This is a genomic window from Pseudomonas sp. MM227, assembly GCF_947090715.1.
Lineage (GTDB): Bacteria > Pseudomonadota > Gammaproteobacteria > Pseudomonadales > Pseudomonadaceae > Aquipseudomonas > Aquipseudomonas baltica.
The window spans coordinates 1,151,596-1,164,518 of sequence record NZ_OX352319.1 but is presented as its reverse complement, the minus strand read 5'-3'; the positions used below and the strand labels follow the sequence as shown (position 1 = coordinate 1,164,518).

At 63.7% G+C, this 12,923-nt stretch carries 11 protein-coding genes; 6 read left to right on the top strand and 5 right to left on the bottom strand.

Annotated features, from left to right (window positions below; all coding sequences use genetic code 11):
* The first annotated feature begins 82 nt into the window (after nucleotides 1–82).
* A complete protein-coding gene (locus ONG87_RS05195; protein ID WP_122479339.1) occupies nucleotides 83–1,372 on the top strand; it encodes a M18 family aminopeptidase in 1,290 nt (429 codons plus the stop codon).
* Nucleotides 1,373–1,489: 117 nt separating this feature from the next.
* Nucleotides 1,490–3,628 carry a mechanosensitive ion channel family protein gene (locus ONG87_RS05190; protein ID WP_264382340.1) on the top strand — a complete coding sequence of 713 codons (2,139 nt, stop codon included), beginning with the start codon at nucleotides 1,490–1,492 and terminating at the stop codon, nucleotides 3,626–3,628.
* A gap of 128 nt (nucleotides 3,629–3,756) precedes the next feature.
* Here ONG87_RS05190 and ttcA read toward each other — a convergent pair whose 3' ends face one another.
* Nucleotides 3,757–4,581, bottom strand: coding sequence for a tRNA 2-thiocytidine(32) synthetase TtcA (gene ttcA, locus ONG87_RS05185; RefSeq protein ID WP_264382339.1), 825 nt, complete (start codon nucleotides 4,579–4,581; stop codon nucleotides 3,757–3,759).
* A gap of 164 nt (nucleotides 4,582–4,745) precedes the next feature.
* Between ttcA and ONG87_RS05180 the strand changes: the two genes are divergently transcribed.
* Genes ONG87_RS05180 through ONG87_RS05170 form a run of 3 tightly spaced genes read left to right on the top strand, consistent with a single transcriptional unit; the run spans nucleotide 4,746 to nucleotide 7,875 of the window.
* Nucleotides 4,746–5,240, top strand: a complete 495-nt coding sequence (locus tag ONG87_RS05180) for a SprT family zinc-dependent metalloprotease (protein ID WP_122479342.1) — start codon at nucleotides 4,746–4,748, stop codon at nucleotides 5,238–5,240.
* Nucleotides 5,241–5,281: 41 nt separating this feature from the next.
* Nucleotides 5,282–5,989: a 4'-phosphopantetheinyl transferase gene (locus tag ONG87_RS05175; RefSeq protein WP_264382338.1), complete on the top strand. Its 708-nt coding sequence runs from the start codon at nucleotides 5,282–5,284 to the stop codon at nucleotides 5,987–5,989.
* On the top strand, nucleotides 5,986–7,875 hold the full coding sequence (locus ONG87_RS05170; RefSeq protein ID WP_264382337.1) for a DUF4350 domain-containing protein: 1,890 nt from the start codon (nucleotides 5,986–5,988) through the stop codon (nucleotides 7,873–7,875). Before ONG87_RS05175 ends, ONG87_RS05170 begins: the two co-directional genes overlap by 4 nt.
* A gap of 15 nt (nucleotides 7,876–7,890) precedes the next feature.
* Here the strand turns inward: ONG87_RS05170 and ONG87_RS05165 are convergent, their stop codons facing one another.
* Nucleotides 7,891–8,253, bottom strand: a complete 363-nt coding sequence (locus ONG87_RS05165) for a PilZ domain-containing protein (protein WP_122479721.1) — start codon at nucleotides 8,251–8,253, stop codon at nucleotides 7,891–7,893.
* Between the two features lie 122 nt (nucleotides 8,254–8,375).
* Nucleotides 8,376–8,750, bottom strand: a complete 375-nt coding sequence (locus ONG87_RS05160; protein ID WP_056843377.1) for a tol-pal system YbgF family protein — start codon at nucleotides 8,748–8,750, stop codon at nucleotides 8,376–8,378.
* Between the two features lie 190 nt (nucleotides 8,751–8,940).
* On the opposite strand from ONG87_RS05160, the gene pyk reads away from it, so the two are divergent.
* Complete coding sequence (gene pyk / locus ONG87_RS05155; protein ID WP_122479344.1) at nucleotides 8,941–10,395, top strand: pyruvate kinase; 1,455 nt, start codon at nucleotides 8,941–8,943, stop codon at nucleotides 10,393–10,395.
* 219 nt (nucleotides 10,396–10,614) lie between these two features.
* On the opposite strand, the gene ONG87_RS05150 is transcribed toward pyk, so the two are convergent.
* The gene (locus ONG87_RS05150) at nucleotides 10,615–11,544 is read right to left on the bottom strand and encodes an iron-sulfur-binding ferredoxin reductase (protein ID WP_264382336.1); all 930 of its coding nucleotides are present in this window, start codon (nucleotides 11,542–11,544) and stop codon (nucleotides 10,615–10,617) included.
* Nucleotides 11,537–12,643 (bottom strand): diguanylate cyclase, encoded by a 1,107-nt coding sequence (locus ONG87_RS05145; protein WP_122479346.1) that lies wholly within the window; start codon nucleotides 12,641–12,643, stop codon nucleotides 11,537–11,539. Before ONG87_RS05145 ends, ONG87_RS05150 begins: the two co-directional genes overlap by 8 nt.
* Nucleotides 12,644–12,923: the final 280 nt, after the last annotated feature.

Here is a 12,923-nt window from a genome sequence, read left to right as displayed (position 1 = left end):
TATGCCAGGTCCTGTGTGGGAGCAGCAGCCACACGGGTGGGCAATCGGGTAAACTCGGTGGCATTGCTGTCTGGAGTTTTCTATGCGTGAAGCTTTGAACCAAGGCCTGATCGATTTTCTCAAGGCCTCCCCTACCCCATTCCACGCCACCGCGACGCTGGCTCGCCGCCTCGAGGCAGCCGGTTACCAGCGGCTGGACGAGCGCGAGAGCTGGAACACGGTGCCCGGTGGGCGCTACTACGTAACGCGCAACGATTCCTCGATCATTGCCGTCAGGCTGGGCAAGCATTCACCGCTGCTGAGCGGCCTGCGCCTGGTTGGCGCTCACACCGACAGCCCCTGCCTGCGGGTGAAGCCGCAACCCGAGTTGCAGCGCCAGGGCTTCTTCCAGCTGGGCGTCGAAGTCTATGGCGGTGCGTTGCTGGCGCCCTGGTTCGACCGCGATCTGTCGCTGGCCGGGCGGGTCACCTTTCGCCGTGACGGCAAGGTCGAAAGCCAGCTGATCGATTTCCGCCTGCCGATTGCCGTGGTGCCCAACCTGGCCATTCATCTCAACCGCGAGGCCAACCTGGGCTGGGCGATCAACGCACAGAACGAACTGCCACCCGTGCTGGCTCAGGTGGCCGGTGACGAGCGGGTCGATTTCCGTGCGCTGCTGACCGAGCAATTGGCACGCGAACACGGGCTCAATGCCGACGTGGTGCTGGATTACGAGCTCAGCTTCTACGACACGCAAAGTGCTGCGGTGATTGGCCTGCACGGTGATTTCATCGCCGGCGCGCGGCTCGACAATCTGCTGTCCTGTTACGCCGGCCTGCAGGCCCTGCTCGATGCCCAGGGCGATGAAAGCTGCGTGCTGGTGTGTACCGACCATGAAGAGATCGGTTCCAGTTCGGCCTGTGGCGCCGACGGGCCGATGCTCGAACAGGTCCTGCAGCGCCTGCTGCCCGAGGGCGACGAGTATGTACGCAGCATCCAGCGTTCGCTGCTGGTGTCGGCCGACAATGCCCACGGTGTTCACCCCAACTACGCCGACAAGCACGACGCCAACCACGGGCCCAAACTCAATGCCGGGCCGGTGATCAAGGTCAACAGCAACCAGCGCTACGCCACCAACAGCGAGACGGCGGGGTTCTTCCGCCACCTGTGCATGGCCGTGGAAGTACCGGTGCAAAGCTTCGTGGTACGCAGCGACATGGGTTGCGGTTCGACCATCGGCCCGATCACCGCCAGCCACCTGGGCATCAGGACCGTCGACATCGGCTTGCCGACGTTTGCCATGCATTCGATTCGCGAGCTTGCCGGCAGCCATGACCTGGCGCATCTGGTGAAGGTACTGGGCGCGTTCTATGCCAGCAACGAGCTGCCCTAGCAGCACGCACGTGAGCGGCCGGCACGCAGGTGACGCTCACGCTTACACTCTTCGTGGTCGGCCCTCGGCGGGCACAGGGCGGACCACGCAAACACCGATCTACAGGTGATTCCACTGATGGCCCTTTTCCTGCGCCTGGCGCTTGCAGTCTTGTTGCTACTGCCGATCACCGCTCAGGCCGTTGCCTTGCCTGGATTGCTGGGGGGAAGCTCGGAGAAACCCGCCGAGCAACCTGCCCAACCCCTGGGTCAGTCCCTGGATCAGGTGATCCAGACCCTGGAAAACGAACAGCAGCGCACGCGCCTGCTGAGCGACCTGAAAAAACTGCGGGACAGCACCCGGCAAGCCCAACCCGCGGCCGAGCAGGGCGTGCTGGGCATGATCGGCAGTGCCCTGGCGCACGTCGACCAGCAGTTTTCCGGCGATAACAGTCCGTTCCAGCGCTGGGGCGCGGAAGTCGCCCTGGCCCATGAAGAGCTAGAGGCGCTGGCCCTGCCGATGGCCGAATGGCCACCGATCATCGGCGCATTTCTGTTGATCATTCTGGTGTGGAGCCTGCTTGCCTACAGTTTGATCTGGATCGGGCATCGCGTGCGCGTGCGCTTTGGCCTGTCGGAAGAGTTGCCGCAGCATCCGCGTACCCTCGACCTGCTGCGCTTTGCCTTGCGCAAGCTCGGGCCCTGGCTGGTGGCGCTGGTCATTACCGTTTATGTGGGCTACGCCCTGCCCTCTTCATTGGGCAAGAGCCTGGCGATGGTGATGGCCTACGCGCTGGTGGTCGGCACACTGTTTTCCGCGATTTGCGTGATCGCGTTTTCCCTGCTCGACGGACCCCATCGACACCGCGCGCTGAACATCCTGCGTCACCGTGCGTTTCGCCCCCTGTGGCTGATCGGCAGTTTCGCCGCCTTCGGCGAGGCGTTGAGCGACCCACGGATGGTCGCTGCGCTCGGCCAGCACCTGGCACACAGCGCCGCGACCCTTGCCAATGTGCTGGCGGCACTGTCGACCGGGCTGTTCATCCTGCGCTTTCGCCGGCCCATCGCCCACCTGATCCGCAACCAGCCGCTGTCGCGACGCCTGACCCGGCGAGCCTTGAGCGACACCATCGAGATCCTCGGCAGCTTCTGGTACCTGCCGGCGCTGGTGCTGGTCGGCATCTCGCTGTTCGCCACGTTCTTCTCGGCCGGCGACACCAGCACGGCCCTGCGCCAGTCGCTGATGTGTGCGGTGCTGTTGATCCTGTGCATGGTCATCAATGGCCTGATCCGGCGTCACGCCCTGCGCCCGCCCAAGGGCCCGCGGCGTCATGCCTTGTATTCAGAGCGCTTGAGTCACTTTGCCTACACCTTGATGCACCTGCTGATCTGGGTGGTTTTCATCGATCTGGGTCTGCGCGTGTGGGGCATGTCGCTGATCGGCTTCACCGAAGGCGATGGCCACGAGATCTCGGTGCGCCTGGCCAGCCTGGTGGGCACGCTGATCTTCGCCTGGCTGGTGTGGATCCTGGCTGACACCGGTATCCACCATGCCCTCACGCGCTCGCGCAAGGGCATGGCCAATGCGCGCGCGCAGACCATGATGCCGCTGATTCGCAACGTGCTGTTCGTGACCATTTTCATCATTGCGGCGATCATTGCCCTGGCCAACATGGGCATGAACGTCACGCCACTGCTGGCGGGTGCGGGTGTGATCGGCCTGGCCATCGGTTTTGGCGCGCAGTCGCTGGTGGCGGATCTGATCACCGGGCTGTTCATCATCATCGAGGATTCCCTGGCCATCGATGACTACGTGGATGTAGGTGGGCACCTGGGCACTGTGGAAGGCCTGACCATCCGTACCGTGCGCCTGCGCGATATCGACGGCATCGTGCACACCATTCCGTTCAGCGAAATCAAGAGCATCAAGAACTACTCGCGGGAATTCGGCTATGCCATCTTCCGCGTGGCGGTGCCCTACAGCATGGGCATCGACGACGCCATCAAGATGATGCGCGAAGTGGGCCAGAAGATGCGCAGCGATCCGTTGCATCGGCGCGATATCTGGTCGCCGCTGGAGTTTCAGGGCGTGGAGAGCTTCGAGTCGGGTACGGCGATCCTGCGGGCGCGGTTCAAGACCGGCCCGATCAAGCAGTGGGAGGTGTCGCGCGCCTTCAACCTGGCACTCAAGCGGCAGATGGACGAGGCCGGGCTGGACCTGGCGACGCCGCGCCTGAGTGTGCAGGTGGTCACGGCAGGGGCGGTTGGCGAGAAATAGCGGGGCGCCCTTCGCGGCCACTGACCGCTCCTACAGGGGGTCTAGGCTTTCGCGGCCAATGGCCGCTCCTACGGCGATCCAGATCTCCCGTAGGAGCGGCCATCGGCCGCGAACGGGGCGCCGCGGTGTTACAGGTTCACCACATTGGCGATCCGCACCGGGGCGCTGTCGTCGATGCGCAGGTTGTGAAAGTCGAACAGATTGCGGTCGGCCAACTGCGATGGCATCACGTTCTGCAGGCTGCGGAAGATGCTGTCGGTGCGGCCGGGCATCTTGCGCTCCCAGTCAACCAGCATGTCCTTGACCACCTGGCGTTGCAGGTTTTCCTGGGAACCGCACAGGTTGCAGGGAATGATCGGGAACTGCTTGAAGTTGGAGTAGGCCTGGATATCCTTCTCGTGGCAGTAAGCCAACGGCCGGATCACCACGTTGCGCCCGTCGTCGGCAAGCAGCTTGGGCGGCATGGCCTTGAGCGAGCCATTGAAGAACATGTTGAGGAAGAACGTCTCGACGATGTCGTCGCGGTGGTGCCCCAGGGCCATCTTGGTCGCACCGATCTGGTCGGCGAAGTTGTACAGGGTGCCGCGACGCAGGCGCGAGCACAGCGAGCAGGTGGTCTTGCCTTCGGGGATCAGCTCCTTGACCACCGAATAGGTGTCCTTCTCGACGATGTGGTACTCCACGCCCAGCTGTTCCAGGTAGGCCGGCAGCACCTGCTCGGGGAAGCCCGGCTGCTTTTGGTCCATGTTCACGGCGACGATGCTGAAAGCGATGGGCGCCACCTTCTGCAGGTGCAGGAGCACATCGAGCATCGTGTAGCTGTCCTTGCCACCCGAAAGACAGACCATGACCTTATCGCCGTCTTCGATCATGTTGTAGTCGGCGACGGCTTCACCGGCCAGCCGGCGAAGGCGTTTCTGCAATTTGTTCTGGTTGACCGAAAGAGTGCCCATGGCGACAGGATCCGCGAGGTGTGTGACAAAAGCCGGGCATTTTACGCGCTTTGATGTATTGGGTGTAGCGCCGCAGCAAGCGATACCTGCGCGTGGTACCGACGGGTGGCTCGGCAATGCCTGGACGTTGCGGCATAATCGGCGCATCTGGAGTGTGTCAAAGAATGCCCGAGCAACTCAATCAACGCGTCGAAGCCTGTTTCTGCCAGGCCGAACTGTTTTTCAAGCGGCCTTTCCGGCGCCCGGTGGTCAGCACCAAGCTGCGCGGGCAGAAAGCCGGTGTCGCGCACCTGCATGAAAACCTGCTGCGCTTCAATCCACAGCTCTACCGCGAGAACACCGAGGACTTCCTCAGGCAGACCGTGCCCCACGAAGTCGCGCACCTGGTCGCCCATCAGTTGTTCGGCGACCGCATTGCGCCCCATGGCGAGGAATGGCAACTGATCATGCGCGGTGTCTACGAGCTGACACCCCACCGTTGCCACAGCTATGCGGTGAAACGTCGCCAGGTTATCCGTTACCTCTACAAATGCCCCTGCGCCGACGGCGACTTCGCCTTTTCCGCCCAGCGCCACGGCATGGTTGGCAAAGGCCGCCGCTACCTGTGCCGGCGGTGCCGCCAGACCCTGGTATTCAGCGGTGAAACGCGCGTGCAATGATCGTCATTCCCTTGCACGACGAGGCTGGGCAGAATGCGCACATGAATACAGCCCTCCCCGCTTGCCTGAGCGATCTGCGCCAGCACTGGCCACTGCCTGAATCGGTGCCCGGCGCACGGTTGTTCAGCAACCGTTTCGAGCACAGCGCGTTCACGACCGAGGATTTCGCGCGGTGCGGCATCGTCGCGCCTGCATCGATCCAGCGCTCGGTGGCCAAGCGCCAGGCCGAGTACCTGGCTGGACGTGTCTGCGCACGCGGGGCACTGCTGGCCCTCACCGGCGAAGCGCAGGTGCCGGTCATCGGCACCGACCGCGCGCCGATCTGGCCTGAACAGACCGTAGGGTCGATTACCCATGGCAGCGGTCGGGCCGCAGCCGTGGTCGCCAGCCGCGATGACTGCCAGGGACTGGGCCTGGATATCGAGAACCTGCTGCCGCTGGCGCGCGCCGAACGGCTGCGCGCGGAAATACTGACCCTGGACGAGCAGGCCCGGATGGACCCGAACCAGGTGGCCATGGTGGTGACCTTGACGTTCTCCCTCAAGGAAAGCCTGTTCAAGGCGCTGTATCCGCTGGTCGGCAAGCGCTTCTATTTCGAACATGCCGAAGTGCTGCATTGGTCTGCCCAAGGGCAGGCACGCCTGCGCCTGCTGCTCGACCTGTCACCGCAGTTCGCCAGCGGATTCGAAATCGACGGGCAGTTCGCCTGGCTCGATGGGCAGCTGTTGAGCCTGGTGGCGGTCCGTTGAGACCACCCCGACGGCAGCGTGCTCGGCGTGCAGCGGCCTTGCTGGTTGCACTGGCGCTGTGGGGCGGCCTCACCGGCGCCGCCGATCTCGACAGCCCGCGCCTGCTCGATCAGACGCTGAACAGCCAGGCTGCACGGCAATCCATCGCGCGAATCCTCGCTTCACAGCCGTCGGTGAGTACGCCCTATCGAGGTGCCCGGGACTTTCTCCAGGCACAAGGGCTGGGCAACCATGCGACCACCACTTGGGACGAACTGGACACGCTGCCTGCACGCGGCCACAGCCTGATGCTGCTGCACCGGCAAACGCCGCTGTCGGCCCAGCAAGTCGACCGTCTGCTGGGCTGGGTGCAGCGTGGCGGACGCCTGCTGGCGGTCGCCGACGCCTTGTGGGACGAGGCCCGCGCCAGCAGTGGGGATGCTTTGCTCGATCGCCTGCAGATTCGCGTGCAGTCGAGCTCGCAGTTGCCGCAACTGCCGCCTGCGGCGGGCGACGACTACCCTTCGCTGACCAAGCTCTATCTGGAAGACGAATCGGCGCCGGCCTACATGGGTTTCGACACGCAACGCCATCTGGATGACCCGACCGGCAAGGTCCAGTCCTGGGCCAACAGCAACGGCGCCACGCATCTGATGCAGATGGCCTACGGCGAGGGCCTCATCACCCTGGTCAGCGATGCCCGCCTGTGGACCGACGAGCAGATCCAGCGCTACGACAATGCCTGGCTGCTGTGGTACCTGAATCAGGGCAGCGAAGTGACCTGGGTGTTCGAGCCGGTGCCTGAGCCGCCTGGGCGATACGCGCTGTGGGTGTTTGCCGCGCTGCTTCTGGCAGCCGTGCCGGGCCTGTGGTGGATGAGGACGCGACAGCGGCCACAGCGTGCGCCGAACCTGCTGGACCGAGGTCGGTTGCGGGGCATTCGTGAGCAAGGACGTCGATCCCTGCGCGAGCTGGGGCCGGGAGAAGTGTTGGCCGCCCTGCAGCGAGACCTGCTGCAGCGTGCCTGCCTGCACCATCCGGGTTTCGACGCGCTTGCAGTGGCCGAGCAATGGCAGGTGCTGGCCCAACTCTCGCAGCAATCGACCCGCAGCATCGGTGCCGCACTGATGCCCGTGCGCGGTCGGCGGATGCCCGCTCGAGTGTTCACCCGCACCGTGGCGCAATTGCAATGCTTGCGGGACAGCCTGGGGCCGATGTCGGCCGCTGCCCGGATCGGCCACCCCGTCGCTGCTGCAGTGGGAACGGTCGAGCCGTCCGCCGTTCCGGCCGAGCGGGCGGTGATGATCCTGCTCGAGTGTGGCGCCTGGTCCAGTCACCCGGGTGCCCACTCAAGCGACCTGAAACACGCCGTACACGCTTGCCTGCAACTGGGCGAAACGGTACTGGCTGACGGATTCGCCGTCGGCCTGCACGTGTCTTCCAGCACGTCGCCCGTACACTTGAAACCGCAACCCGGCGCCGAACAGTTGCAGCGCCTGGTTGAAGCGCTCGCGCAGCTCGAGCCCTGCCCGATAGACGGCGATCCCGCCACGGTCCTGGATGCCCTGCACCGCGACGAACACGACTACGCATTGCTGGTGATGGTGACCGGCTTTCATGCCGGCATCGAATCGACCTGGCCCCTGGCGTTGAGCAGGGCCGCGCAGCGCTGGCCGGTATTGCTGGCCAGCCTGCGCGATGAAGCACTCGAGCGCCTGCGTCAACAGCCGGTCCGAACCCGCCGCGAAGCACTGCTCTACTGCGGAGTGATGCAGCGCCTGCTGCTGCGCCAGCGCCTGCATGATCGGCTGGCCGCAGGCGGCGTGAATGTCGTGGACGCATGGCCTGGCGAGATCGCCGCAGAATCGCTGATGCGCTATCGAAGCCTGCGGCAGCCGCGTACCTGAACCCTGGATGACCCGTCAGGCCGACGTGCCATGGGGATGGAACGTGAAGTACTGACGCAGCGCGTCGACCAGCTTGAGGAACTCGGTGGGCACCTGGCCCTGCAGCTCGAAGCCCGAATCGTAGTGCCCCGGCGTGGCGTCTTCATGGCACCACAGGCACTGCGCCGAGAGGTCGATGAGCTTGGGCTCGCCTTCGACCGAAGGGATTTTCACCTGCAGTTCGAACACCGGCCCGACCAGCAACGGCAGCTCGCTGATCAGCATCAGCCCGACATCCGACACGTTGCCCATGTAGCCCATGGCACGACCGGTGTGACGGTTGTAGACCTTGAGGTAGTACGGCAGTTGATGCCGCTCGATCCGACGTTCGGTGTACATGATGGGCCTGCTGTAGATATCCGGCATATGTGTCGTGTTCATCCTCTGTCGTTTCGTAGCTCCACTCGTCCAGCGTAGCCCAGGCCTTGTTCAAGGCCGTTTCAGAGTACAGGAAATTTACCTCAGAATGCCGCCGGCCGTGGCTGCGCGGGCACACCCGGACGCACGTGGCCCAGTTGATCGAGTGTCTGCAGACGCGCCTGGGCGCGGTAGGCGTACTCGCTGGAGGGATAGCGGTTGATGATGTACTGGTAGGTCTGGGCGGCGTCGACGTACAACTTCTGGCGCTCCAGGCACTGGCCACGCAGCATCGAGACCTCCGGTTGCACATAGGGCCGCGACCGGCTTTTGCGGTCGACCTGGGACAGTTCCAGCACGACTTTCTCGCAGTTGCCGTCGTCGTAGGCGCGATAGGCGCTGTTCAAGTGCTGGTCCATCGACCAGCGGGTGCAGCCTGACACGGCGATGGCCAGGGCAATCAATACAAGCGCGCGCATGGGATTCTCCTGCCGCAGGGGGTTATCAGGGTTTATCGACCCATTGCCGGGAATCTTCAATACCCAGGCATTGGATGCCGGTGCGTGCAAATCCTCCCGGCCAATTCCTGGACATGTTGTGCAGAGGAACGATGACTACAGCGCAATTGAGGAGTAGCCTTTGGCAGCGCTTCAATAAAGGAGTCAGTGCATGACCGTTCGCCGTACCAAAATCGTTGCCACCCTGGGCCCCGCCTCCAACTCGCCGGAAGTGATCGAACAACTGATCAAGGCTGGTCTGGATGTCGCTCGCCTGAACTTTTCCCACGGTACACCGGATGAGCACAAGGCTCGCGCCCGTCTGATCCGCGAGATCGCCGCGCGCCTGGGGCGTCACGTCGCCCTGCTCGGCGACCTGCAAGGTCCGAAGATCCGCATCGCCAAGTTCACCAACAAACGCATCGAACTGAAGGTCGGCGACCGCTTCACCTTCTCCACCAGCCATCCGCTCACCGACGGCAACCAGGAGGTCGTGGGTATCGACTACCCGGACCTGGTCAAGGATTGCGGCGTGGGCGACGAACTGTTGCTCGACGATGGCCGCGTGGTCATGCGCGTGGAAACCGCCACCGCCGACTCGCTGCACTGCTCGGTACTGATCGGTGGTCCGCTGTCCGACCACAAGGGCATCAACCGCCGCGGTGGTGGCCTGACCGCACCGGCCCTGACCGAGAAAGACAAGGCGGACATCAAGCTTGCCGCCGAGATGGACCTGGACTACCTGGCCGTGTCTTTCCCGCGTGATGCGTCGGACATGGAATACGCGCGTCAGTTGCGCGACGAGTCGGGCGGTACCGCCTGGCTGGTGGCCAAGATCGAACGCGCCGAAGCAGTCGCCGACGACGAAACCCTCGACGGCCTGATCCGCGCCAGTGACGCGGTCATGGTGGCCCGCGGCGACCTGGGAGTGGAAATCGGCGACGCCGAGCTGATCGGCATCCAGAAAAAGATCATCCAGCACGCTCGCCGCAACAACAAGGCGGTGATCGTGGCGACCCAGATGATGGAGTCGATGATCCAGAACCCCATGCCGACCCGCGCTGAAGTGTCCGACGTGGCCAACGCCGTGCTCGACTACACCGACGCCGTGATGCTTTCGGCCGAAAGCGCTGCCGGCTCCTACCCGATCGAAGCCGTGCAGGCCATGGCGCGGATCATCGTCGGCGCGGAGAAGCATCCGACCAGCAAGAAGTCCAGCCATCGCCTGTATACGCAGTTCCAGCGTTGCGACGAAAGTATCGCGCTGGCTGCCATGTACACGGCGAACCACTTCCCGGGCGTTAAGGCAATCATCGCGCTCACGGAAACCGGCTATACCTCGCTGATCATGTCGCGCCTGCGCTCATCGGTGCCGATCTTCGCCTTCTCGCCACAGCGGGCCACCCAGGCCCGTGCCGCGATGTTCCGCGGGGTCTACCCGGTGGACTTCGACCCGGCCGTTCTGCCGCCGAGCGAAGTGAGCAAGGCTGCCATCGACAAGCTGCTCGAGATGGGCATCGTGCAACAGGGCGATTGGGTCATCCTGACCAAGGGTGATAGCTACGCGCAAACGGGTGGCACCAACGGGATGAAAATCCTGCACGTGGGTGATCCGCTGGTCGATTGATGAGTAATCGTCGAAAGACCAAAGGCCCCGGGGTGAACACCTCGGGGCCTTTTGCATTTCTATAGGAGCGGTCTGTGGCCGCGAAGGGTGCACTGCGGTGGGTCAGATGCATCGTCTAAACCCTTTCGCGGGCAGAGCCCGCTCCCACAGGGGTGATTCCACAGCGGTCATCCGTCGCCCCTGTGGGAGCGGGCTCTGCCCGCGAATGCGTGTTACGACTCAGCCGCGGCCGACGAAGACATCGCTATACAGCTGACTTCTGGGCAGGCCGGCCAGGAACAGCCTTCGGGAAAACTCTTCCACGCTGATCGGCGAGCCACACACCAGGGCGATAGTCTGGCGCGACAGCAGGCGCAACGGCGGTGGCTCGCCTGCCGGGAACTGCTCTACCGCAAGGTTGGGATGAAGCTGGGCAAGCGCGCGCAACGGTTCATCCAGGTAGTGCTCGTTGGCCATGTGCAACAATCGGATCGGGCCGTGATGACCTTGTCGCAACGCTTCTCGCAGCACACCCCACAACGGAGCCAGACCCGTGCCGGCAGCGAACAACCACAATGGCCGAGCCTGCCATTCAGGATCGTAGTGCAAGGCTCCACCGCGCACTTCGCCCAGCTGCAGAGTATCGCCAACCTTCAGGCGACGAGCCTGGTCGATGAAAGCACCGGGGCGCCGACAGTCCAGATGAAACTCCAGAAAGTCATCGGCCTGGGCGAGGCTGGCGATGGAATAGGGCCGCGCGATTTGCACGCCGTCGGGTGCAACCGTCCACAGCAGCATGTGCTGACCGGCTTGATAGCGCAGCGGGCGCTGCGCCTCTAGTCGCAGGCGCAGCACGTTTGCCGAAGGCCAGTCACAGCCGATCACATGCGCCGTCACACCGTCGCCCTGTGGATCAAAGACTGCCACCTGCAGATCCTCGACGACTTGACACTGACAGGCCAGGCGCCAGCCCTGTTCACGTTTGCTGGCATTCAACGCATCGGGCTTGCGGTCCTGTGGCTCGCCGCCAACACAGCGCACCAGGCAGGCGTGGCAACTGCCGGCGCGACAACTGAAGGGCACCTGCAAGCCGGCCTGGTTGAGGGCGTCGAGCAGGTTGCTGCCCGCCGCCACCGTCCAGCGCCTGCCACCGACGTCCAGCTCAGGCATCGGCCATGTCCCAGGCCGCCGCGCAGCGGTTGCGGCCTTCACCTTTGGCGCGATACAGCGCCTGGTCGGCACGCTGCAGCGCATCATCCAGATCATCGCCCTGCTTGAGCATCGTCATGCCCACCGACAGACTCAGATTGGCTGCGCCCAGCCCTTGCGGATCGGCGTCGGCAAAGGCGCTGCGCAGCCGCTCGCAGCACCGCACCAGCTGGTCTGCGTCGACTTCGGGCATGAGCAGCACGAATTCTTCACCGCCGTACCGGGCCAGCACATCGCCGTCGCGCAGGCAATCCTGGGTCAAGGCCGCGAAGGCTTGCAGCACCTGGTCACCGGCCGCATGGCCGTGGATATCGTTGATGCGTTTGAAGTGATCGAGGTCGATCAGCGCCAGGCCATGCTCGACATCGGGCTTGAGCGTGGCCAGCTCGCGCGAGGCCAGGCGCAGGAAGTGTCGACGATTGAACAAGCCTGTCAGCTCATCGGTGGCGACCAGGTCTTCAAGCTGGCGCATCATGCCCCGCAGGGTATCCTGATGGGCCTGCAAGGCATAACGGCGTTGGCGCATGCGTTGGCGCGAGGTTTGTACATAGCTTGCATACATGCACAACCACAACAGCACCACCAGCATGGCGCAGATCTGCAGGGTGGCCAGGCCCGGGTCAGGCAGGGCCATGCGATAGGCCTCCCACAGATTGACCCCGACGAAGGCGACGAACACCACCAGCGCACAGCGTACGAAGGCGCGACGTGGCAGGTGGAAAACGCCGAACAGCAGGATCAACACATACATCACCATGAAAGTGCCGCGTGCCACTTCCAGATTGCCGATCAACCAGGTGTGCCAGGCCACTGCCAGCAGCACTTGAAACTCGGTGAGGCTGGGATCGCTGAAACGTTGATTGGCACCGCTGCGAAATACCCAATACAGCGCGCCCTGGCTGATCGCGACCAGGCAGGTGGTGCCCACCGCCGTCACCAGAGACACGCGGCAATACTGCGTCAGAACCGCCACCCACACCAGCGCCACTACCAAAGCGTAAGTGCCGGCGGCCAGTGAGAAACGCTTGATCAGTAGATGTTGCAGGGTGGACTCGGTCACTCGCAGGCTCGCTGTGCTGAATGGGAATCCCTCCCCTGATTGCACCGTAATAGTGCAAAGGCGTGATGCCATAGTAATGGCCAAGGGGTGAAATAACTATTCAAATTTGGATTGCTCGACGAAGTCTACTGGCTACCGGACCAACGGCGTATCCGCCTCGACACCACGCCAACCCGCCATTGCGGAGTGTCAGCTCGATCCAGCCGCGCTATACTGCCGCGCCTTTTTCGCGCCGACCTGCTACAAGTTGACGCACCTCGAAAGCCATGCGCCAGGCAAG